At 61.8% G+C, this 24,351-nt stretch carries 15 protein-coding genes; 6 read left to right on the plus strand and 9 right to left on the minus strand.

Annotation, left to right across the window (positions count from 1 at the left end; translation table 11 throughout):
- The first annotated feature begins 288 nt into the window (after positions 1 to 288).
- Positions 289 to 1,275, plus strand: coding sequence for a DUF4192 family protein (locus AC1DFE_RS09830; protein WP_476905710.1), 987 nt, complete (start codon positions 289 to 291; stop codon positions 1,273 to 1,275).
- Positions 1,276 to 1,501: 226 nt separating this feature from the next.
- Complete coding sequence (locus tag AC1DFE_RS09835; RefSeq protein ID WP_476905711.1) at positions 1,502 to 1,651, plus strand: hypothetical protein; 150 nt, start codon at positions 1,502 to 1,504, stop codon at positions 1,649 to 1,651.
- 152 nt (positions 1,652 to 1,803) lie between these two features.
- On the opposite strand, the gene AC1DFE_RS09840 is transcribed toward AC1DFE_RS09835, so the two are convergent.
- Positions 1,804 to 2,226, minus strand: coding sequence for a hypothetical protein (locus tag AC1DFE_RS09840; RefSeq protein WP_476905712.1), 423 nt, complete (start codon positions 2,224 to 2,226; stop codon positions 1,804 to 1,806).
- Between the two features lie 434 nt (positions 2,227 to 2,660).
- On the opposite strand from AC1DFE_RS09840, the gene mobF reads away from it, so the two are divergent.
- Both mobF and AC1DFE_RS09850 read left to right on the plus strand, forming a co-directional pair.
- A complete protein-coding gene (gene mobF / locus AC1DFE_RS09845; RefSeq protein ID WP_476905713.1) occupies positions 2,661 to 7,136 on the plus strand; it encodes a MobF family relaxase in 4,476 nt (1,491 codons plus the stop codon).
- A 5-nt stretch (positions 7,137 to 7,141) separates the two neighbouring features.
- The gene (locus AC1DFE_RS09850; protein ID WP_476905714.1) at positions 7,142 to 7,618 is read left to right on the plus strand and encodes a hypothetical protein; all 477 of its coding nucleotides are present in this window, start codon (positions 7,142 to 7,144) and stop codon (positions 7,616 to 7,618) included.
- A 522-nt stretch (positions 7,619 to 8,140) separates the two neighbouring features.
- Here AC1DFE_RS09850 and AC1DFE_RS09855 read toward each other — a convergent pair.
- Positions 8,141 to 8,866, minus strand: a complete 726-nt coding sequence (locus tag AC1DFE_RS09855; protein ID WP_476905715.1) for a hypothetical protein — start codon at positions 8,864 to 8,866, stop codon at positions 8,141 to 8,143.
- A 970-nt stretch (positions 8,867 to 9,836) separates the two neighbouring features.
- Complete coding sequence (locus AC1DFE_RS09860) at positions 9,837 to 10,964, minus strand: ATP-binding protein (protein ID WP_476905716.1); 1,128 nt, start codon at positions 10,962 to 10,964, stop codon at positions 9,837 to 9,839.
- Positions 10,965 to 11,225: 261 nt separating this feature from the next.
- Here AC1DFE_RS09860 and AC1DFE_RS09865 point away from each other — a divergent pair, with 261 nt between their 5' ends.
- Complete coding sequence (locus AC1DFE_RS09865; RefSeq protein ID WP_476905717.1) at positions 11,226 to 12,035, plus strand: hypothetical protein; 810 nt, start codon at positions 11,226 to 11,228, stop codon at positions 12,033 to 12,035.
- Positions 12,036 to 12,227: 192 nt separating this feature from the next.
- Positions 12,228 to 16,034: a DUF4365 domain-containing protein gene (locus AC1DFE_RS09870; RefSeq protein WP_476905718.1), complete on the plus strand. Its 3,807-nt coding sequence runs from the start codon at positions 12,228 to 12,230 to the stop codon at positions 16,032 to 16,034.
- 330 nt (positions 16,035 to 16,364) lie between these two features.
- Here the strand turns inward: AC1DFE_RS09870 and cspE are convergent, their stop codons facing one another.
- The 6 genes from cspE to AC1DFE_RS09900 all read right to left on the minus strand — a co-directional run bounded on the left by cspE (position 16,365) and on the right by AC1DFE_RS09900 (position 24,157).
- Positions 16,365 to 16,568: a transcription antiterminator/RNA stability regulator CspE gene (gene cspE / locus AC1DFE_RS09875; RefSeq protein WP_104046164.1), complete on the minus strand. Its 204-nt coding sequence runs from the start codon at positions 16,566 to 16,568 to the stop codon at positions 16,365 to 16,367.
- A 422-nt stretch (positions 16,569 to 16,990) separates the two neighbouring features.
- Entirely contained in the window at positions 16,991 to 17,200 is a 210-nt protein-coding gene (locus AC1DFE_RS09880; RefSeq protein ID WP_476905719.1) for a hypothetical protein, read from the minus strand.
- 1,050 nt (positions 17,201 to 18,250) lie between these two features.
- Positions 18,251 to 19,840 (minus strand): APC family permease, encoded by a 1,590-nt coding sequence (locus tag AC1DFE_RS09885; RefSeq protein ID WP_476905720.1) that lies wholly within the window; start codon positions 19,838 to 19,840, stop codon positions 18,251 to 18,253.
- An 806-nt stretch (positions 19,841 to 20,646) separates the two neighbouring features.
- A complete protein-coding gene (locus AC1DFE_RS09890; RefSeq protein ID WP_476905795.1) occupies positions 20,647 to 21,432 on the minus strand; it encodes an SDR family oxidoreductase in 786 nt (261 codons plus the stop codon).
- A gap of 271 nt (positions 21,433 to 21,703) precedes the next feature.
- Positions 21,704 to 22,525: an SDR family NAD(P)-dependent oxidoreductase gene (locus tag AC1DFE_RS09895; RefSeq protein ID WP_476905721.1), complete on the minus strand. Its 822-nt coding sequence runs from the start codon at positions 22,523 to 22,525 to the stop codon at positions 21,704 to 21,706.
- Positions 22,526 to 22,657: 132 nt separating this feature from the next.
- Positions 22,658 to 24,157: an APC family permease gene (locus AC1DFE_RS09900; RefSeq protein WP_476905722.1), complete on the minus strand. Its 1,500-nt coding sequence runs from the start codon at positions 24,155 to 24,157 to the stop codon at positions 22,658 to 22,660.
- Positions 24,158 to 24,351 lie beyond the last annotated feature (194 nt).

Here is a 24,351-nt window from a genome sequence, read left to right on the forward strand (position 1 = left end):
GGCGCTCCTTCGTCGCTGATTTCCTCCGGGAATTTCCCGCCCCTTGCCCTGCGGGTAGACAGGCCTCCGTCGGCCACAGCTCCGCAAGCTTCGCCAGCAGCCAAAACAACGGGGGAGAGGGGACGCTGGCCGGTCACCTAAGCCGCCCCACCATCGGCAAACAACCTGGCCCGCACCCGCCTTCCAGCCGCTTGACAAGACATAGAAGCGTCGGGGGAGAGGGGAGCTGGCCGGTCACCTTGGCCGCCCCACCCACCAACTACTTCTCGGACAAGAAGGAACAACACCATGAATGAAAAATTCACCATCACCGGTTCGGCCGACCTGCTGGCAGTGGTCCCGCACCTGCTGGGCCTGCACCCCACAGAGTCCTTTGTGGTCCTGACCGCACGCGCCGGTGCCCTTGGCGCCACCTTGCGGATGGACGCCCCGGCCCACGCCACGCCGCTGGACTACGCGCAGATGATGACCACCTACGCGGCCAACGACGAAAAGGCCATCGCCAGCTACATCATCGTGTACTCCGACGAGACCGGCCCCGACGGCCAGTACTACCCCTATGCGGACCACGTGGCGGCCCTGACCAACGAGCTGGCCACCGCACGGATGCCGGTCCGGAACGTCTGGCTGGTCACCGGCACCTACTGGGCCGAGTTCGGTACCGATGAACAGCTCCCGCTGGATGCGATCAGGGACAGCAACGCCAACGCCACGCTGACCTACTTCGGCAGCACCACCGACATCGACGTCTACAACCCGGCACTGTTAGGGAACTGGGCGCTTCGCGTCGAGGCACCCGCGGGCACCGGCGAGGACCTGAGCGCCGCGTGCGCAACGTGGGCTGCCGTGCTGGACAGCACGGACATGCCGGACACGACCACGGCCCGGAAGCTTGCGGCAGCGTTCCAGCACAAGTTCATCCGTGACTTCCTGTTCCGCGACACCATCACCACCCACAACGGCAGCTTCGGAGACGTCCTAATGGGCAAGTTCACCGGACGGCCGGACTGGGCACGCGTGGACCGCGCCGAAGCGATCGCCTTCGAGCTGATGAAAGCCGTACCGGCCGGGCAGCGGGCACCCATGCTGTCACTGATGGGCTGGCTGGAATGGCTCAAAGGTCACGGAACCCACGCGGACCGCTACCTGAAACTCGCCACCGAGGACGCACCGGGATTCCGTCTGGCGGTCCTCCTGCGCGAACTGATCAACCGCGGATACCTCGCCCAGGTCGCCACCGACCCTGACACCTCCTACAGGCGCCCGACGAACTAACAACCCGGAACGCGCCGGGCACCAGAAACGGGCCGGGCCGGATCACCCCAGATCCGGCCCGGCCCTTTCCCGTTGGCGTCCGGCGGCCTCCCCCGCATGCGCTCCTCCGGCCGCCGGACACGCTGGCGCGGGCGCAGCCACCATAGCCAACCACGTCACCCCACACGGGCTACAGTGGAAGCACCGCAAACGAATCGGTGCACCGCAACAGGAGGGAAGCGCCAGCATGGGAACCGAGTACGTCCTCACCGACGACGACAAACCCTCCCCCGATGCGAGCCTGGCAGAAGACCTGATCGAGCTGCAGCTGCTCACCGCCGGTGAGAAGACCGGCCCCATCGACGCCGGCACAGCCCAGGAGCACCACAACTTCTAAACACACCCAGCAGCAACGAGGCTGCCCAGCAGATTTCCTTTGTCCGAGGAAAACCAGAAGAGGCCGGCGCATGCGCCGGCCTCTTCACTTTTAACTCACACGACTTAGCCAAAGTGACCCAGTCACAGGACTGAGCCACGGGGGCGTGGCCCTTAGGCGGCCTGCTCCTCGTCCCGCTCCTCGACTTCCTCCGTGGCCGGCCCGGCGGCCGGTCCGATGGCTGGTTCGGTGGTTTCCTCGTCCTGCGCGACGAGGTCGGCCATCCTTTTGACTTCGGCGCCGGTCAGCCCGAGCCGGGCGGCAACGGCGGCCTTGGCTTCGCCGGCGGCCAGCATCGCCTGGACTTTCTCGGCCGCGGCGCGGACGGCGCTCTCGGCCTCAGCTTCGGCCTTCGCCAGGAGGGCATCTGCCTTCTGCCTGGCTTCGGAGCGGATGACGTCGGCCTGCTCCTGCTGCTCGAAGAACTCCGCGGCCAGATCGATCAGTTTCTCGTGACGTTCGGTCAACTCCCGCGCTTTGGCCCGGGCCTTCTCGCGGGCCGCGAGCTGCTGCGCTGACTTTCGTGGTGCTGCCATGGTGTGGGTCCCCCCTTGGGTCATCCGCGGACCAGACCCCGGCTGGTGCCGGGCCCAGGGTCCGCGGCCGGCGGCGCGCCGCCGGATCGGTCCTCGCTTGCGCTCGGGCTGGTAGTGCCCCGGGTTATCCACAGGTGGACAGCTCCGAGATAGTGACGGTCTCTCCGCTGCCCACCTGTGGATAACCCGGGGCGACGGTTCCACACAATCGAACGCACCGTGGATAACGGAAAAGCGTGTTACCCACCGCCCATTCTCATGTGCAGAACCGCATCAAAACTTTGATGGCCCGATCCTACCGGCTCCCGGCCTGTTCCATCGCGCTACCTCCTCCGTCGTGTCGCCGATTCCACAGGCCACAACCCGGCAAAATCTGTCACACCTCATGCATCATCGACGAGTTAGGCCCCTGACCGGGTAGGCTGGCGTCCGTGATGACCGTGCACAAGCTCAGTGCCGGCGACGGATACACGTACTACACGCGTGAAGTCGCCAGCGGCGATGAGCTGCGCGCGGGGGACCGTGCTTTGGGCGATTACTACACGGTGGACGGCAACCCGCCCGGTCAATGGGGCGGCGGAGGCATCGCACACTTGGGCGTTAGCGGGGAGGTCACCGAGGCCCAGATGGCGGCACTGTTCGGTGAAGGGCTGCACCCGAACGCCGACGTCATGCTCGCCGCCAACCCTGGTGCGGACGTCCGGCTGGGCGCCCGCTATCCGCGCTACGGGCAGAAAGACAACGAACTACGGGCACGCGTTGACCGGGCCCTGGGCGACTACCAGCGGATGAACCACCGCGAACCGGACGCCGACACCCGCCGGAAGATCCGCATGAAGGAAGGCGCCCAGTACTTCCGCGAATTCAACGGCCGCAACCCCGCCGACAAGGAAGAACTCGGCCGTTTCGTCACCGCCCACACCAAGCCCGGATCCCAGGCCGTCGCCGGATACGACCTCGTGTTCGCCCCCGCCAAGTCCGCCTCCGTGCTGTGGGCCATCGGCGGCGGGGAGGCCCGGAAACAGATCGAAGCCGCCCACCACGAAGCCATCGACGAGACCATGCAATACCTCGAACGGGAAGCCACGTACACGCGGCGGGGACGCAACGGCGTCCGCCAGGAAGACGTCGACGGCGGACTGATCTACACCAAGTTCCGGCACTACGACTCCCGCAACGGCGACCCCCAACTGCACGACCACGTGGTCGTCTCCAACAAGGTTCTCGGCGCCGACGGGAAGTGGTCGTCCCTGGACGGGCGGCTGCTGTACCAGTTCAACGTGGCCGCCTCAGAGCACTACAACCGCACCGTCATGGAGAAGATCTGCACCCGCCTCGGCGTCGGACTCATCGAACGCAAAGTCGCCGGGGACCGTCCGGTGATCGAGATCGCCGGCGTCGACGTCGCCGCCATCGAAGCCGCCTCCTCCCGCCGCGAAGGCATCAAACCGGTGCTGGACCAGCTCGTTGCCGACTTCACCGACGACCACGGCTACGCCCCGAACGCCAAGGCCATGATCGCCCTCGCTCAGCAGGCCACTCTGGACACCCGGGCTGCCAAGAAAGAGGCACGCCAGCTCTCCGTCCTGGTGGGGGAGTGGACCGAAGAACTCGGCAGTATCCCGGGTGTCGAGACCGGCCCGCCCGCCGTTGCGAAGGCCCGGGCGCATCGCCACGACGCCCGGGCCAAGGCCGACCGGGAGGACCCGTTGTGGATGGTCGCGCACGCCAACGAGATTGACCCGGCCCAGGAAGCAGAGGCCGTCATCCACACCCTGGAACGGTCCCGGGGTGTGTGGGGAGAACACCACATCGACGCCGAAACCCGACGCCGGCTCGGCTCCCGATTCGGCGAACTCCCCATCCCCCCGGCCCTCCTGGAACAGGTCAAGGCACGCGCGATCGACCAGTTCTCCCTGCGCATCACCCCCGAAACACCCGCCCCCGACATCGCCGCCCTGAGACTGAAGAACGGGGCGTCCAAGTACGGCAAGGCCCACTCCACCCTGTACACCTCCTCCGGGATCCTGCACAGCGAAGACCGGCTGCTGACCGCCGCGCAGCGCATCGTCATCCCCGCCGCCACCACCGAATCCTTCAACGCCGCCCTCGCCCAACAGGACAAGCAATTCGACGCCGGCCAGCTGGCCATGGCAAAGGAATTCGCCTGCAGCGACCGGCTCCTCATGGTCGGTGTCGGCCCGGCCGGGGCCGGCAAAACCACCGCGCTCAAACTCGCCTCGGACACCGTCCGGGAAGCCGGCGGCCGCGTCATCGGCCTCGCCCCGACAGCCGTCGCCGCCTCCGTGATGGGCACCGAACTCGGCGCCAAGGCCACCACCATCGACTCCTTTGTCCTCGGCCACCAGACCGACTCGGAACAGAAAGTCATCCCCAACCCTGGCGATGTCATCATCATCGACGAGGCCGGGATGGTCGGCACCCAGATGTTCGCCGCTGCCGTCACCATCGCCGACCAGTACGGTGCCGTGGTCCGGGCCCTGGGCGATGACCAGCAGCTCTCCGCCGTCGGATCCGGCGGCGCGCTGCGCCTGCTAAAAAACACCGTCGGAGCCGTTCATTTGGAAGACCTGCACCGCTTCCGCAACCCCGACGGCACACCCAACGACGCCGAAGCAGACGCCACCCTCGCCCTCCGCGAACCACCCACCCACGGGGAAGATGACCCGTGGGGCTTCTACCGGGACAACCGCCGCGTCGTCGGCGGGGACGCCGAAACCATGACCGCCCAGGTCTTCGCCGCCTGGCAGCAGGACACCGAGGCCGGCAAACACTCGATCATGATGGCCTTCGACAACGCCACCGTCACCGACCTCAACGCCCGCGCCCAGGCCTACCGGCTCGGCAACGGCACCCTCACCGACGGCCCGGCCGCCACCCTCCGTGACGGGCTCACAGCCCGGGCCGGGGACATCATCGTCACCCGCGAAAACAACCGCCGGCTCGCCGCCAACCGCGGCAAAGACTTCGTGAAAAACAACGACGTCTGGACCGTCCGCGAAGTCCACCCGGACGGGTCACTGACCGTCCGCCACGACAACCACGCCGGCACCGTCACCCTCCCCGCCGAGTACGTGCGCGAGAAGACGATGCTCGGCTACGCGGCCACGATCCACCGCACCCAGGGCATCACCTGCGACACCACCCACGCCCTGATCAGCTCCAAACTCTCCCGCTCCCTGGCCTACGTCGCAGCCTCCCGCGGCCGTGAAACCAACCAGCTCTACGGCATCGTCGAGGACGGCGAAACCCTCGACGACGTCCTGACGGCCGTGGCCGCCAACCACGACGGGAACCTCACCGCCCACGAACAAATGGACGCCGCCCGCGCCCAAGCCCGTTCCCTCCCGGAAATGTCCGAGGTGTACCGGGACATCGATGCCCAGGCCAACGAACTGCGCATGGCCAACATCGCCCGCCGCGAACTGGGCGAAGGCACCGCCGGAAGGTTCGTGAACTCCAGTGCTTGGGGTGCGATCGCGACCCATCTCCGCGCCGCCGAGAACGAGGGATTCAACATCCCCAACCTGCTGGGCGACAGCATCGGAGAAGGAGAGTTCGACGCCTCCGACGACGCCGGCGCCGTGCTCGCGTGGCGGATCGAAGACCGGCTCGACCGGTGGCGGGCACGCGCCGCCGATCCCGGGCGCCGGCCCCTGGAAGCACTGAGCGACGAAGCCCTAGCCCGGCTCGAACAGCGCTCCATCGGCGAGCTCATGCGCGCCACAGCCGACACCATCCGGACCGCGGCCGCCGACGACGTGGACCGGAAGAAGCTGCTGCGCGGCTGGAAGGCCGAAAACAGCAGCACTCCCTGGCAGCGCCGCCTGCACGGGCACCTCACCGACGACGACCTGACCTCACGCATCACCGCCGCAGAACAGAAAACCCGCACCGACACCACCATCAACGACCCCTCCGCCAACCGAAAGGCCCGATGGCTCGCCTCATCCCTGCACAAGGAAAAGGCCCTGCGCGAGGCGATGCACCCCGAGGCCCGGGCCGATGAAGCCTACGAACGCGGAGCCGTCACCAACCACCGCCGTCACGAGAACACCACGAGGGCCCGGGCCGCCGCCCGGGTCCAGCGGCGGATCCGCGCCGAAATTGAACTGCGCCGCCAGCTGCCGCAGCCCGTCCCGGTCCAACCGGCAGCGGACCTGCTGCCGGCATGGTTCGCCCCGGCCGACACCGTGACGCACCCGGACACCCCGGCCCTGTGGCGGAAAGAACTGCTGGCCCGCCGCGAACTCATGGCCACCGAAGCCACACGGCTCGGTGCCCAGCTCGCAGCCGAACCCCCCGCCTGGGCGACAGCACTCGGACCCGTCCCGTCCGATCCGTCACGGCAGGAACAATGGCGCCAGCTCGCCGTCGAAATCTCCACCTACCGGGACACCTACCGGATCCCCACCAGTGAAACCCTGCCCCTCCCGGCGGCACACCAGGGCAAGGGCGTCGGCGCGGAGCTTTCTGCCCGGGTCACGGCCATGCACAAATACAGCGCCCAAACGGCCAAGGAGCCCCTCGCGCCCGCGGACGCGTCCCTCATGGCCGAAGCCGCCCAGGTCGAAGCCGTAATTAAGGAAACCCCGACACCTGCAGAGCAGGTCGTGGACCACCTCCAGGAGACCCGCGGTACCGAAGCCCAGCTCAGCCCGGCCCAGGAACGAGCCGAACGCATCGCCGCCCTCGCCCGCAAGGTCCGCGAAAACCGCGCCAAGAACCAGCGGACCGATGCCGACACTCGAAGCCCGGAAGCCGTCAAGGAAGCACTCGACCAGATCAAGGCCCGCCGCGCGCAGGAACAAGCCCGCCGCGACGAGACCCGCCGCACCAACGATGAGTCGACGCCACGGCAGGACCGCGGCCCCGGCATCGGGCGGTGAAAGCCGTGCCCTTTGGTCGACTCGGCCGCACGTGGTGGAGACTGCGCCACCAGCGGCGCATCATCCTGCACCGGGGCAGCAGATCATTCGTACTCACCGTGCCCCGGTCCCCGGTCGGAAACGTGTTCAACGGGAAGCTGCACCCGCGCCCGCAGCTGCACGGGACCCGCGCCGGTACAATCGGCGTCGGAGAGACCAGCGCCTATCTCGACTTCACGATCATCAGGGACCGGATCGGCAAGTTTCAGGGCATCGGAGTGCCGGACGAGTACCACCGGCAGGGATGGGCCACCGAGATGGTCCGGGCACTGATGGACCATTACAGGGATGTCCACTTCTACAACAGCTCACTCAACGAGATGTCAGGCCCGCTGTTCATGAAGCTACGCGCCGAAAATCCCGGCCGGATCGCGCCCATCCGGGTGTACGAGGACGGCGGCTACGAAGTGGATACATCATGGCGACCCGGGCAGCCCGCCTAACACGAGCCGGTTGCTTGAGGCCCCGGGGCAGCCATTTTCCCGAGGCTTGAAACTCACGCTGTCGTCGACGCGGCGGGGTCAGGCCATGCCGGCCCCCTCCCTGCGGGCGTACGTTTGAGAGGGATGTTTCCGACACCCAGGAAGCCTGCCAGCCAACCGCTGGCAGGCTTCCCACGGTCACCTCGTGGTTCAGACCCAGGTCACCGGCACACTCCAGTCCGGGACGGAACACGCCGCCCGAACAACCACATCAGGCCGGTGACCTGAGCCATCGGGGCATCAACATTCCACCGCCCCTCTTACAGACAACCACTCCCAGGCCGTCACGGCATCCGTGCGCGTTACCTGTCTTCGGTCCCGACGGCCTACAGATCTACACAGCCTTACCCGCTGGGAGAGAGCCGGGCGTGGCCAGCCAAGTGGTCAGGGTACAGAAGACTGGGCCCCGGTGCTTTAGTGAGTGCGCGGGAAACCAAGGCCGGCCGGGGCCGGCGAGGGACTCCCGGGGCCGGTCGTGCCGGATCAGCGAACGAAGGCCGGGACGTGGGAGTGGTTGAACGGTTTGAACCAGTCGTCGAGACGCATCGGCGCGAAGCCGAGCTGCATGTTCAGTTCGACGTCGTCTTCGAAGCCATCCATTGCGTTCTGGTACAGCAATTCGCTGTCGGGATCTTCGAGCAGGTGTTCTTCCACCTGGCCGCGCCAGCCGTCCTCCAAGTCGAGCCCGTACAGGTCCTGGATCACTTCCACCTGGTCCAGCAGGCACCGCACCGCCAGTTCCTGGGCCACGCAGGACGGATGCGTCCAGCCGCGGACCAGCGCCGCCGCCATATCGGCGGCGATGACGAGGAAGCGTTGGGCGAACCGGACGTCGTACTTGTCGGCATGCCGGGGCGGCAGCCCGGACAGGACGTAGGTTTCTGCGATGTCCCGCCGGGAGACTTCGTCCAGGCTGCGCAGCTCGGCGACGTCCTCGAAGAGCTGGTCGATCAGGACGGCCGAAGCCTCCCACAACGCCCCCGCCAGCAGCTTGGCCTGGAACAGGCTTTTGTCCCGCTGTTCCGGTGTCACCGATTCCATCCATTCAAGATCCCAGGCCTCCAGAGCGTGCCGTTCATCATCGCCAAGGTCCTCAGGCCGGGGCCGGTACCCCAGCTGCTTCAGGGTGAGGCCGTTGAGCTCCTGGCTGCTCTGGACCAGGTACTCGACATAGTCCTCGTGGTCTTGGTCCTCGTGCTCTGGGATCATGCGCCTGATGCTACAGGGGATGGGCTGCTCCGGTGAGCGAAACGGATACCCCCGGCACGCCCCGGCCAGCTACGACACCACTGATGCCGAGGGAGCCAAAGAATCTGCCGGGGGCTTTGGCCAGGGAAGTCATCGAAGCAGTACGTCGGCACATGAGCCGGCAGGGGGTGTCCGGCCTGGAGCTGGCCAAAAGGATCGGCATCTCGCAGAACTACATCGCCAAGAGGCTCCGCCACGAGGCATCGTTCACCTTCAACGACGTCGAAAACATCGCCACCGCCCTCCGGATCCCGAGCGGACACCTGGTTCCGGGGTCGGGGACGGCAACGGCGGAGCCGCCCGGCGGCGACCCTGCTGCAGTAGTTTCTATCGCCCAACCAGCTACCCCAAGCGGTGAAGGAACCTACCGAATGCCGGCCAGGATTGATGAACTGTTTGAGAGTCTGCCGCGGGTTCTGTCCGCGAGCGACCTGACCCGGACCTGGGCAAAGACCGGACCACCGTGTACGGTGGCTGCGGAAGGGAGAGGTCCCAGCGGTCCTCATCGACACCACCTGGATCATCTACCGCGACGAAGTGAAGGACTACCTGCTGAGCAGGCACAACCAGGCTGGCGGCACTCCGCGCAGGATGAACGTTCAGGGGGACCTTGACGCGGTCGGCCAGGAAGAGGACAGCGAACCGCGGGATGAGTCGTCCGCGATATAACGCCTGCACTGGCCTCCGGCCTTGTCGCCGCCAAGAAGGCCATGGTGTGGGCTCACTGCAGTCTGGCAGGCAGGGGAGCGGGGGACTTGGACGTTCATCTACAAGGCCCTGGAGACACTTTATTGATTTTTGGCCTCTTTATAAGAAATGAATAAATTGCCCAAAAGATAGTAGGGCCCGCGTATGGACCCGGTGAATTATCCGTACACTCCGAGCGCTGGCGCTACGCCGGAGTTCTCTGCCCCGGGCTAAGGTCTGCTCGTCAGTGGCGCTTCGGATGCTGCAACCGCAGCCCATAGGCGGGGGTATCGCGGAGGAACTCACGGAACGTTGGAACCGCGAAATCGACGTACCCGCGGCTTGTCGTTTCAATGACCCCGGCCGCCAGAAGCCGAAGCCGGTACTGGCCTCCATAGACGAGGTTGACCCCGAGCCGCTCGGCGATCGTGCTGGTGCTGGACGGGCCGTCGTCCTCTGCCATGGCCAGAAGGTAGGACTGGTCCACGTCTGAAAGGGCCGAGTAGGCGGACTGCAGGACGGTGGCGCCCATTCGCCGGCGGGCTTTCTGTATTCCGGCGGCGAGGGCCTGGTCGGTGACGGTTGCGCCTGAGTGCCTGGCCTGGCTCCATACGTGGTAGCCGACCAGTTGGATCAGGAAGGGGTAGCCACCGGTAGCCTCTGCCAGCTGCCGCAGATGCCGGTCGCTGATGCTCACGCCGCTTTCGGAGAAGGTGTCGCGGAAGGCTTCGGCCACTTCATCGATGGAGGTCCTGTGGAGGTCGTATTTTTCGGCCCGGCGAAGGAAGGTTGAGACGCCTTCGTTGAGGAGGTCCTCCACGGCCTTGGGCAGGCCGGCGAGGACAAGGCCTATCGGGAGGCTTTCGCGGATCAGATGCTGGACCACGGCGGCGATCTCGGACAGCTCGGTCCTGTCCACGGCATGGATTTCGTCGATGCTGATCAGCAGCCCGGTTTCCTGCGCGTTGAGCTTTTCCAGAAGTTCGGTGATCTGGCGGCGCCAGTGGATTTCAGGGGCGGCCGGGAGTTGCGTGTCGACGCGGACAGGCCCCAGGGTAACCGCGGTAATGCGGCGGCCGGGCCGGCCGTCTCCGAATTCCTCGGCGGCGGCGCGGACAGCGCTGGCGATGCGGTTGATCAGGCCCGCGGTGGCGGTTTCCGAGATGACAACCCAGCCGTGCTCGAGCGCTTCGTCTTCGATTTCCCCCAGCATGACGGTCTTGCCGATGCCGCGGGGACCCGTGAATATGGACAGCAGACCCGGCGCGCCCGGGCCGTTATCGATGCTCTCGGCGAAGTCCTGACGCATGTCGGCCCGGCCGATAAGCAGTGGAGGCCGGGCGCCGGCCGTCGGCTTGAACGGATTCTTCACAAAGCCCTCTTTATAGGTCTATAAATTTTTTAAACTTTTTATATTCCTTATACTACAGCCGCGCGGCGCCTCCATCGAGAGGGCCCCGCGCCGGCGTTCCACAGCCAGGTCGGAGCGGGAGTTGCCGAGTATCAACCTGGTAAGCCTGGTGGGTACGACAGCGCCTTTCCGGTCAGGGGGTCTGTCGGCACGGACGTCGGACGGGTCTTCCCCTTCGTGAACGACAGCTGCAGCACCGGTTCGAGGGTTAGACTTCCGAGCATGGTTTCCAGCCCTAAAGTTGGAGCTGCGAAAGAGATCGCCGACAGCTCCGCCAATTTGCTCGCTTCGCTAACGGGACTTCTCCTCGGCAGTGCAATGGGTGGGGCCGAAGGCGCGATAACAGGTGCGGTAGCTGCGCCAATTATCGAAGAAACCGGGAAAAGGGTCCTAGCCCGAGCTCTGGGGATGTGGGAGACGAAACGTGTTGACTCGGCAGTCGAAGCTGCCAGCCGGGCTATCCGCAGAAACCTTGCGGTGGGTGCCCCCATCCGATCCGACGCCGAATTCTGGGCAACACGCGGTGGTTTCGCCCCAGCTGCGCAGGAAGTCTTCGAAGCAACCCTGAATGCCGCTAAGAGTGATCCCGAAGAGCGCAAGGCGCCATTCATCGGCCAACTCTTCGCCTACATCGCTTGCGATGAAAACTTGTCGCAGTCAGCAGCTCACTGGACCATCAAGACGGCCGAGTCCCTGACATGGTCACAGTTCCAGCTCCTTGCCGTGGTTGGAAGGGCCAGCGAACTGGATCTTGCTGGCATCCTAATCGGCAAAGCTGCTAACAATTGGGACAGTTTTGCCCTTCACCGAGAGTTGAGCAACTTAGGCACCGGAGGGCGGTACTTGATTCATGGAGGATCAGAGCCAAACTCTAACGGAATTGAATTACCAACTCAGAAGCTTGAACGCCAGTTTCTCGTAAATGAAGGCCGCCTTCTATATGGCGCCCTGGGCCTGGATCAAGTGCCGCTCTCCGAACTGGAAGGTGTAGTTCAGAGGCTCCGCCGCGTTGAAGACGACGCACCAACGTAGCACTACAGACGGCGGCGGAAGAGCCTCATTTCGTCCTAGCAGGCCGCAGAATCCAAGATCCGGCCTTGGGTTCGGTGCCAATCAGCCGCAGATGCGCGGCCGCCCACAGGACTCACAACGTCCCCCGCCGATATGCTTCCGATGTTGTAAGGGCAACAAGTTGTGTTCTGTTGCGCAGTCTTAGGGGATTATGTGAGTGAGTTTACAAACCGTCGAGCGGTGAACACCGTCGAGAACCAGGCCCTACAAATGGGATGGTTTTTCCGCCCCCAAGACATAAGCGATCAGGGCATAGATGCGCACGTCGAGCAGGTCGAGAAGGTCCATGAAGTTGGAAAACCAGTTACCGAAGTCGGAACCGGGCGTCTGATCGCCCTCCAGATCAAGGGCGGCCCATCCTACTTCCAAAGAGAATCTCCGAAGGGATGGTGGTTTTCGTTCTCTGCCAAGAAGGCGCAACTATGGCTGGGCCATGCACTGCCCGTCATCATTGTCCTCGTGGATCTCGACAACGAGGTCGTTTACTGGCAACGCATTTCAAGTAGCACCGTTCAGTCAACTGGAGCCGGCTTCAAAGTCGAAGTGCCGGCGAGCCAAACCATGGAAACTGCCGATAGAGAATGGCGGCATTTAGCAAGCGGTCTTGAAAGGTTGGCCGAAGCAAAGTTCGACTATACCCTCGCTCAACTGCCACCATCCGTGCGCAAGGCACTGGAGGCACGACCCGCCGCCGAACGATTAGATGCCGCATTGATGGCCACCCATCTAGCAGAAGGTCGCACCAACGCCAGGGGAACCGCGCAATCTGTCCTTGCAGCTTCCCCAGTCTGGATCGAGCGCAATGGGGCTTGGGCTTGGGCCGTTATTGCCTCATACGCGGCACAATATGAACATTTCGACATCAGTGCGGAAGCATTCGCGAGGGCCGCGCGGGCGAAGAAAGACAGACGAGGCGACCACCTCGCGGCGGCAGCACTTAATCTTATGGAGTGCGACCGGACCCGATCCGAAGAGCTGCTCCACGAGGCCGAAGCCACGGGTCAGGCGCCCCTATTGGTTGCGGTCGGGCGGTCACTCCTGGCGTATTCCGATGATGACTCAGGCGCTATCAAACTGGACCCCATATTATTGGCCGACACAGATGAGATCCGTAAATCTCCGACGGTTCAGGGCTTTCTCACCGACCAGGCCCTTCGCGCTGGTGATCTTGACGCCGCGCTGAAGCACTGGAAGCTTCGCTTCGCTGCGGATCCGGAAAGTGCCTTCGTCATGCGCCAGGGTGCTGACATTCATAAACTCCGATGGAATGCGCGGCGAACCGCCGAAGATTTACATGAAGCTAGCCGGCTTCTCGAGAGAGCCATCGAGCAGCGGCGGCAGTGGATGGGACCCATCCTTGACTTAACCGTCGAACTGGCACAGACGTACTCACTCGAAGGCCGCTTCGATTCCGTCCTGCAAATATGTCTTCCAGTGCCCGCAGGCTCGGCCTCTCACCAAGAATCCGAGGATCCCAGGATCCGTCGGTTTGCACTACACGCGGCGGATTTTCTGGGTCGCCAGGACTTGGTGAACGAGTTGGCTGAGTATCTGGGGGACAGCGCGAACGATCGCATCCTGAAACTTAGATTGGGAATACTAAATCTCCCAGAGGATGAAGCCGCTGAATTATGGGTGGAGGAGTTTGACCGGGCGGTTACCTCCGCAGATCATCCGCAGATTGCGGTTGCAGCCGTTGAATTGACCAAGTTCAGTGTCGACAAGAGGCCGACGCTGCAGCCGTACATCGCCAAGTCAATCCTGCCGTCTTCGCTGGACGAACTCGTCGGGGCGTTGCTCACCGCTCAAACCGACCTTGAACTGGCTCTACCCGCGCTCCGCACTCTCGCACAGGACGATATGCTCGCCGCCGAACAGCTTATTGGCCGGCTCCGCGATGCAGGTCGTCACCATCAGGCAGCGGAGGCCTGCCAGGCGCTCTACGCATCTGGAGGCAATCCGTTTTTCCTGATTCGCCGCGCCTCGTGCCTAATCGATGCCCAAGATGAAACTGCCGACGCTGCTGCGGCGGCAGCGGCGTACGCCACCGACGGCTACCCCGTAGAGCGTGGGCGCCTGCTGACGTTCTTGGGGGCAAGGGCGGCTGACCGCGGCCAATGGGATGCAGCCGAGGGATATCTCACCGAAGTCCTCAAGTTATTCGCTGTTCCAGATGCCGCAGCCGTGTGGCGTGTTGTGGTTGCCCAGCTAAACCAGGGAAAAACCTCTGTCGCGGGCAAAACTCTAACTAAGTACCGCCCTGTCGTCAGAAACAAGGAGGAGGTCAAGCTTTGGCTCCAAGCAAACTCCACACTGCCCTGGGACGAGGCCAAGACATCCGAAGCCCTCGCTCTGGCAAATAGATTCCAAGATCCTAAGCTGTCCACAGCCTTAATTGGCCACATCCTCACGAATACATACGGCGTCGATTCCGCCCAGTCTGCAACAGAGGACGACGGACTGCATGAACGTCGCCGCCTTGGCCAAGCCGCGGTTCCGGCGGAGCTACACAAAGAAGCGTTCGCTGTGATGGAGAAGCTGGCGGCAGAATTCGGGGACGAAACGGGCATAAAAGTGCTTCACGGTGAGCCGGAGGACCTCATTGGCGAACTCACTGAGATGGTCAAGGTTGCAGCGACGGCTGATTCTGTCATGGCAGATCTAGTAAAAGAAGTGCGGAACGCTGCCCTCCCCGTGGGCCTAATTGCAGGTTTGCGCGGCCACGGTTATGCCACACTTTTGCTGCAGCGGACATTCGACGTTCTCGTTAGTGGCTCGGGGGACGATGAAGAAAACACGCAGGAGGTTCTGGCCGCTCGAGATGCGATGGGGAAGTCAGTCATAGTCGACGCGGCCGCGCTCCTCACCATCTCGGGAGATCCGTCGCTTCGGCAGTTCGCTGGACACTTCGTTTCCCTTCAGGTTTCAGCGCTCACAATGAGCGACGTTCACAGGGCCATGTTCGACATCCGGGGAAGGGCCGGGAGCCCTGGAACGTTTGGGTGGGACGTCAGGGAATCATCCCTCACCTACACTAAACTGGGCGCGGACGAGTTTGCTCGTCAACTGCGTCGCGCGGAGGCCTTGGAATCGCTGGCCCAAAGCTTGCCGGTGCATGTGGTGACCGAACCTACGCTCTTCGCTGAACTCGGCGAGGAAATGCAGAGTGCCCCTTGGGTTCACGCCATCCAGCTTGCGCATGATCTGGGAATGCCGCTATGGAGTGATGACCTCGGCTTGCGGCGCGTGGCCCGGCTGTTCGGTGTCTCGTGCTTTGGCACGCCCGCCCTTGTTGATGCCATTCGAGATCGCGCTCTTGAGGTGTCGGTGTCGCTGGAGGCAGATGAAGCCGCCGCGACGGCGGCGGCTTCCGCCAACCTTCGCCTGGCATTAGATCATGTTGTGGATGTTGCCCTCGCCGACGGAGACCTCGTTACGTTGGCTGAGGCGGATGGCTGGGTGCCTCGCGCAGCTGGGGCAGCCTTGTCCCGTGCTGCATGGTGGGCCTGGCAAAGTGATCCTTTTCGTCAGCTGCAAGACCTGTATGGACGCGTGCGTGACGAAAATCCAGATAGTTTGCCCAGCTGGCAGACCGCAGCCATGGCAGGAGCCGCAAAGGCATGTCCGAATCCAGATGCCAGCGCAAGGATTCTTGCCGTGATCGCATTGATTGGTTACGGCTCATCGCCCGCCTTCGAAGAGATTATGGGGGGCCTGCATCGCGCGCAGGAGGTAGCCACCCATGTCGGGGTTCCGGATCCAGCTCTGCAAGTTCCATCCGCGGCAGCAGCGCTTGGCCGGCAGGGCTTGTGCCCTAATCCAGCAGCCTTTGCAGAGCGAATTCTGGCTGCAATGGAAGTCTCAGCAGATGCCCGAGAAGGTAACGGCCATGGCGCCGATCATGGGGACCGACGGTGCTCGGCGGAGAGTGCGATACAGTTGGGGGAGGGGGTTATTTGACGCTTCAACTAATTTACTTGACGTAATCGCGGTTATCGGCGTTCCAGAATCAGCCGGAAGCGATCCGCATTAGGCGTCTGGAGGATCGGCAGGAACATTCTGTTGCGACGGGATTCCGCCATGGGATCGACGACGGAAAACAACTTCTGGCTCAGAAATTTAGGAAGCCCGTCAGCCCTGCTGCAGTGATGGAATTGTTCGACATTCAGAACGGCCGCCTTTTGGCTGGCGGGCCTCCGTTGTGGTCGTGCCGCTATGCGTGCGGCAACGGGGCTGCGTGAAAACAGAGAAGCTGGCCGGTTTGCAGCCGGCCAGCTTCCTGACAACCACCTAGAGCGGCTGGATATTCTCCGCCTGCGGACCCTTAGGGCCTTGGGTGACGTCGAACTGAACCTTCTGGTTCTCGTCCAGGGAGCGGTAACCGCTGGATGCGATTGCTGAAAAGTGTGCGAACACGTCAGCGCTTCCGTCGTCGGGGGCGATGAATCCGAAGCCCTTTTCGGCGTTGAACCACTTGACCGTACCTGTTGCCATGCTTTTTTCCTTCACGGGTCGCGGGCCGGATCCGCTTGTCGGACTGCCGTCCCCGCCACTCACATGTTGAGCCTATGTGTCCGTGCCGGTGCGGGCAACAGGTTGGTCAAAGAGAGGGACTGGATGTAAAGCGGTCTGCCCCACTGCCCACGGCGTAGTCGACCGCTCCAGCGATTCTCTGGGATCCAGTCCTGTCCAGCCGCGATCCCAGCCTCGGATTCTTCCACGTACTCAGGCCGCGCCGCCTTACGGAAGACGGCGTGACCTCCCCCGCCGCGGACAATGGCTTGACGAAATATCCATTATCGGCTCTTTATCTTGGCCGGGGAGCTACCAACAAAGGCTCGGTTCTGCCCTGGTAAGCAAGAAAGATCAGAGCTTCTAGCAGCAGGGGAGATCGTAGCTCGGAACGACAGGAAGCGTTAGCCGTTTCGTTGGTTCAAACTTAGATCTACACCCATGAGGGCGTGGATGATCGCGACACCCTGACTGACGCAGGAATTCATCGCATCTTGTTTCCCATTCCAAGCACACCATTCGTCGGCGGCGTTTAGAACTTTGACGACTACGTTCACAAATTTTCCGACGTCATCGAAGCGGTAGCCAAGCTCGAAAGCAGCTGCTGCGTACATCCGTTCGTACAATCCTTACCCCTCGTACTACTCCACGAGCATCTGGGGTGGCAGGAAACCGGCAACGCGATCAGCCGCTATCAGGAGGGCCCACAAGTCGTGTTCCGGTACCGCTAACTGACACTCAAGGTGCACACGTACTAGGTTTGTCCAGTAGGTTTCGGCGTCTGCTGCGGGTTCTACGGACTCGAGGACGGCTGAAGCGAATCTGTAAAAATGCCGACGAAAGGCTTCGGTGGCGATCTCGTCAATCCCCCCAGGGAATTGGCTTAGAAGGCTGGGTGGTCTTACGCCAAGTTGATGAGCAAGGCTCCGCATGGAGAGGCCACTGTAACTCTTAGTGCACGCCTGTGACACAAATGTCTCCAGCATCTGGCGTCCCTCGTCCGATAAACACGGCCAGTTGAACTTTTCAAGGTACCGACGCATGTCAGATGAGGCCGTGAATCTTGGTGAGACAGCCGCCCGGAAGTCAGGATAGCTACCCGGTCCTAACCCAGCGACATCAAATTGACTCACTTCCGGGTCCTCCTTGAATCGTCCTCTTACGGGATTGTTGTTGGTCTCGGCCATGTCGTCCGGGCCGCGAGAAGGATTGCGTGCCCCTCGAAGCTTCTGATAGCACGAGGGATCGTCAAAACCTCCGTCGATGCCAGTATCATCGCTGCGGACAAGGGGTTTGCATGAAGCAAGCCTCATTGAACCTGCTGACGTTGCCCGCTGCACGCGTGTCCAAGTAGACGTGGCGTCAGGGTCATTGCTTGGCAGCTGAGGAATCGCTGACCTATCTCCGGAACTTCATGATCGGCTCACGCTTCTATTGCCTCCGTAAGCGTGCACAACTAGAAGGTGCTGGAGGGACAAGTGTCTTTGCTTACTGTCCTGCAAAGCTTCGAGGTCCGCCGATGCTGCAAGTGGGCCGGGCTCGCCGGCTCACGTAATCGCTTCGTTCACGGAGGGGACCCACCATGGTCGAGGGGATCGCGGTGGGGCCATTGTGTAGGTTCACCTTTGGCCCCACCGGCGCTTCCTGTCATGTGCCGTTTGCAGCTACTGGTCGGGCAGGCTGCTGCCAGTAAGTGCGTGCGGCGGTTCTGACTGGTCAGCGTTCTGCGTGTTGGATTGTCCAGCAGGGCTGTGATCAGAGTGACCGAGGCCAGCATACAGATGCGGCTTGGCAAACCGAAAATAGAGGGTAAGCGCGATGCCGGCAAGAAAGGTCGCGGCCAAAATCACTGCCAGGCCGATGTTCTCCCCCGGAGCTCCTCCCACAATAAGTTCGAAGTGGAAGAGTGCGAAAACCACTGTGAAGGCGAAAGCCAGCAACGAAACCAGAGGAGCGATGATGGTCTTGAAGGTGTTTTCTCCCGAGAGCTTTGCCTTGGTACGGAACCAAACAACCACGGACAAGCTGACAGCGCCCATAAGGAAAATGATCCCAACCGAACCCAAACCAGAAAGTTGCCCATATACCTTTGCGCTATCGGCCCCGGTCAAAATGAGAAACAGAATCACAAGGCCGGCGCCGACCCCCACTGCCGTTGAGGCTCGATGGGGCGAGTGGTGGCGCACGTGGATTTTCGACAAGTAAACCGGCAAGGCCCTGTCGTATGCCAGGTTGTAGACATAGCGGGCCACGACGTTGTGGATAGAAATCAGCGCCGCAACCAGTGAAGTAATGACGAAGATAAATGCGAGCTCTGTGAAGACGGGGGCGACGAACGCGCCGATTGCGTCAGGAAACATGGCTGCGGGAGCGTTGGTTGCCACTTCTTGCGCCTTCGATCCGTATGCCGAGGTCAAGGCGTAGGCGGAAATGATGTAGAGAACGCCGACGAACAGGACAGCTCCGTAAGTTGCTCGCGGGATTGTCTTATTTGGTGTCCGCACTTCGTCTCTGAAGAGCGCGGTGGCCTCAAAGCCCATGAACACCAGGATACAAAAAAGCATCGTGACCGGGACGTCCCCGCCCATGAGGGCTCCGGGCGTGAAGGGTGCGGCGGAGAGCCCCTCTGCTCCACCCTTTGCAAGCACAAACACATTGAAGATCATTACAAGGATGACTTCGCCCACCATAGCGATGGAGAGAATCTTCGCCGAAACCTCGATGTGGAAGTAACCCAACGTGCTCACAATGGCCCAGCCTGCGATGGTCCAAACCCACCAAGGAATATCCGGGCCGTTGAGGCTGGTAACCAACCCTGACACGCAAAGTCCCAGAAACGCGTAACTCCCGACGAGAACAGCTATGTAGGAGACGATGGCCAAGTAGGCTGAGCCGAGTCCGGCCCCCTTGCCGAGCCCCGCGGTGATGAAAGAGTAGAAAGCGCCAGGTTTTGGCAGGTGCTTGGTCATGGCGATATAGCCGACGGAAAAGACCAGCAAAAGGATGGTCACAAGAACGAAGGCAAAAGTAGCGCCTTCGCCGCCGAAGAGGATCGTGAAGGGGATAAATCCGGTAACGACAGCCATTGGTGCGGAGAAAGCCAGGACGGTCAACGTCAGAGACGCAGCGCTCATCTTTCCCGTCAGTCTGGGAGTGTTGCCTGCTTCCTTTGCTAGTCCTGGGGACTCGCTGGATGCTGCTATGGGACCGTTGAATGCTGCTTCATGGCCCTGTGGTTGAGGTAATGCGCTCATAGGAGTATGTCCTTTGCTCACAAGCGAGTGAGTGGAGGGGAATTTAACGGGTGTAAAGCTAGGCGCCTCAGTAAATGTAACTACGGTCACACAGGTGTTGGCAAGAGGTTTGCCGCATATTTCTACCAAACATGCGGTCGGGTTCGTGTTATTTTCGTGAGCTGCTAACCCCGCAGGCCGCGCAGGATGCCCCCGTTGTGGGCGTCCATTTAACACGCGTTAGAGGGGGGTTATAAGGGGTGCCGGGCGAGTTTAACGGCTGTTAGATTGGAGCTCGCCGGGACGATGGCTTCCTTCAGATCCTTGGGAGGCCTGGCGAGGCGGGCAAGGCTGCGTTGAGCGCCAGTAACGAGCGGGAACCGTGGCGTTCCCTCGTCGGGCCTTTTGGAGCCGCCTGCGACACACCTCGCAGTGGAAAAATTGAAACGTGGACCAATGAATTGTTCGCCCAGGCAGACCAAGGGTCCTCAGCCGGTTTTGGGAAATCCGAGGTCGGGCGATCCCATTGGACCTTGAGGATTACAACGAAGTCATCCACGTTCTTGCCGGTCGCTTGGTCGTCACTCAGGAAGATGGTGACAGTCCAGTCGGCGCCAGGAGACGTTGCCGTGTTTCCGGTGGGGTGGAAAGGTGAGTGGGACGTCCAAGAAGAGCTAGGAAGTTTACGTCGTGTATTCGTAGGGGCAGCGGCCGGTAACGGGGCAGAGCCCTGCGTTCCTGGAAGTTGCGAGCCACTGGCCGTGTCGGCAGGGTGCTCTTTTGCAGTCTGCGCTTCGGTCGGTCCAAATGTGGGCCGGCCGAAGCTCTTAGCGCGCTTGTGTTCCGGCGGTCACCGCGCCGTCAATGACATGTTCGGCGCCGCTGATATAACTGGACTCGGCTGAAAGCAAGAACAGCACCAGCTTTGAGATGTCGGACGGGGTTGCATACCGGCCCAACGGTATCTGATCGTGGGTAGTCACAGCGCCACTGGAGGCCACCGCGCCAGCTATCATGTCTGTCATCGTGTCGCCAGGATGCACAGAGTTCACCCTGATGCCATATTGTGCCAGTTCTAAGGCTGCGGCTTTGGTCATCCCCCTAACCGCCCATTTAGAAGCGACGTAGGCGAAACAATCCGTGAAGCCTGTTATGCCAGCAGTGGAGGATATGTTCACGATTGAGCCGCCTCCTGCTGATCGCATCGCCTTGGCGGCAGCCTTCATCCCGAGGAAAACGCCTAGCTGGTTTACGGCTACTGTCCGTTGCCACTGTTCCTGGGTAGTTGTTTCAACCCGCCCTTCGAGCAAAACACCAGCGTTGTTAACGAGCCCGCCAAGTTGGCCAAAACGATCTTGCGCGTGAGAGACCGCCTGTTCCCAACTGGCCTCTTGAGTCACATCAAGTTCGATGAAGCAAGCTGCGCTGCCGAGTGAATCGGCAAGGTCCTGCCCTTCCTTTTCCAATACATCCGCGAGAACCACCTGCCCGCCTTGCTCGATCACCTCACGGGCGATCGCTGCGCCCATGCCACGTGCACCACCTGAAACCAGGACCGGCATGCCCGCTAGGCGGTTCCGTTCTCCGAGTAGTTTACGGAGCGGGGTACGCATGCCTGTGCCGTCAGTTGTGGCTGAAGCAGGATTCGTCGACTGCTTATTTGGTATCTGGTGCATGCTTGTGGAATCGCTTTCTGGCACATTCTGCCGTTGTTGTTGCCGCGATGGCTAGAAGGCCGGCCCACATGTACATGGGATTGAGCGGCAGCCCGATGGGGCTGCCGCTCACACGTTTACGGCATGGGGCGGGGTTCGAGGAGCAGCTTGTGCAGCGAGAACTCCCGGGAAGCACCCATCCCACCTTGCTAGGACCGGGCGCATCTAATTACTGGCCGAGAGGAATCATCGACTCCGGGAGTGTCTCCATGACGAACAGATTTGAGGTGAGTCCCCCGTCTACAACCAGGTTCTGTCCGGTGATTGCCGACGCTTCATCGGAGGCAAGGAATGTAACTGCTGCAGCTATCTCTTCGGGTTCGATAAGCCGGCGGATAGGCACCCGGGTGAAATCGTTGAGCATATGATCCAGCACGTTCGGCGTTGACGTTTTATGCACCATGTCGGTGTTGACGAACCCGGGTGCCACGCAGTTAACCCTGACGCCGAATTGAGCAAGCTCGATCGTCATCGTTCGCGCCATGCTCACTACCGCGGCTTTGGTGGCTGAATAGGCAGTTACAGGGCCATCGGCACCAAGGGCGTCGATTGAAGAAATGTGAATTATCGAACCACTTCGATTAGCTACCATGCCCCTTGCGACGGCCTGCGACATGAGGAACGTTCCCACAACGTTGATGTCGAAATTCTGGCGGACGGTGGCTGCGTCGACCTCCAAGAATGGCGGTTCGTCGAACACTGCTGCATTGTTCACCAGGATATCGACGCGGCTCCACCGCTCCAGCGCTGCAGTAGTCAGCCGTTGAACGTCTTGCTCTGACGAAATGTCTGCGGAGAGGGCCCATGCACGGCCGCCGGCTTCTTCGATTGATTCGACAGTTTCGCTGAGTGGTTCAAGCGCGCGTCCAACAACGAGTACCTCAGCTCCTTCTGCCGCCAGCTTCTGCGCGATCGACTGGCCAATGCCTCGACCGGCACCGGTTACGATGGCGTACCGGCCTTCCAGTCGTCGGTAATTGCGCTGTGTCATTTTTCGGGTCTCCTTATTCCTTGCCCGGTGATGTATCCGGGATGCGGGCGAAGCATTGAGCGATAAAGCTCATAGCGCTAGGTGAATTGTCCCTGCTTCACTCATTTGATGATCGGACTAAACCGGCGTGTGCTATGCCGAGGTCAACGGGTCCTTTGTTTCGATTTCCTCGTATGGGTTACCGTGCGAGGTACCAAGGCGTGCATAAACCTCGGGGCGGGACAGGCGGAAGTAGACGGCTGTACCTATTCCTCCTGTAAGTGCTATTCCAAGGACCAGCAGCAGCCCAAGGCTCTGCCCGGAATCACCGCCGACGACGAGCTCGAAGTGCATCACTACCAGGACAATGATGAGCGAAAACGCTGCGAAAGCTATGAGAGGCGCAAAGACGACCTGCCACGCAATGAACCTTGGGCGCACGTCAGTCTGGCGGCGGAACCAGACAATGACTGCGAGGCTGACAAGCGCCATCAGCGCCAGGATTCCGGTCGATCCCAGCCCCCCGAATTGGCTAATCAGGACTGCCGGGTCGGTGGCGCCGAAAAACGGCACGAGTCCGATGGCAACTACCAGGGCAGTGGCATTCGATGCCGTGTGAGGCGACTTATGACGAGGGTGGACCCGTGACAAATACGAGGGAAGTGCCCCGTCGACACCCAGGTTATGCACATAACGCGCGACAACGTTGTGGATGGAGAGCAGTGCCGCGATCGCCGAGGTCGCGATCAGAATGAACGCAATCTGTGCAAAGGCAGGGCCTACGAATTGCCCGATTGCGTTGCCGAACATGGTGGTCGGGTTGCTTGAGGCCATTTCCACGGAGGCGCTTCCGTAGGCCGAGACAAGGGCGTAGCACGACAAGGTGTAGAGGGCTCCGATGAAAATGACCGCGATATAGGTGCTTCGTGGGATGGCCTTATCCGGTGACTTCACCTCATTCCGGTAGAGTGCGGTTGCCTCGAAACCGATGAATACCATCACCACGAAGACCATTGCTACAGGAATGTCGCCTTTGGCGAACTCCACGGGGCTGAGCGGTGAGAGACTCAAACCTTCGGCGCCTCCCTTGGAGAGGGTGACGACATTGAAAATCATCACCAACGCGACTTCGAGCACCATAACGACGCTAAGCACCTTGGCCGATAGCTCGACATGAAAGTATCCCAGGCTGCTCACCAATACCCAGCTTGCCAGCGACCAAAGCCACCAGGGAGCCTCCGGTCCACCGAAGCTAGCGATTAGGGAGTTGGTGGTGACGCCGGTGAAAACGTATACGCCGGCCAGTATTGCCAGATAGGAAACGATGGCCAGGAAAGCCGCGCCAAGGCCTGCCGCCTTACCCAATCCCGACGTTATGTATGCATAGAAAGCACCGGGCGTAGGAAGCGCCCGCGTCATGGCAATGTATCCCGCTGCAAAAACGGCTAGAAGCACCGTACCCGCGGCGAACGCAAGCGGGGCCGCTTGTCCGGCGAAGACGATCGTGAACGGAATGTATCCAGAAACGGAAACGATTGGGGCGGAAAAGGCAAGGACACTCAGGACGAGGGACGTTATGCCCATCCGCCCGGAAAGGCGGGATTCCTTGACCCCGGGGTTGCCCGATTTTGTGGACAGGTCTGCGACGGTCATGCGACTAACTTTCATTGGTATCGCTCAACGACGAGCGGCGGTACGACAGGGCAGAACAGCGATGAGTTCCGGTGACACAGTGATCCCCCGGCGGGATATCAGGTCGGACGAGAATCGAAAGACTGAATTGCTGTCCGGACATGGGAACGGGTGGCCGCCTTCGGACACCCAGGCTGGACCTGACAGCTCACGCA

The organism is Arthrobacter sp. 05T423 (assembly GCF_056396245.1).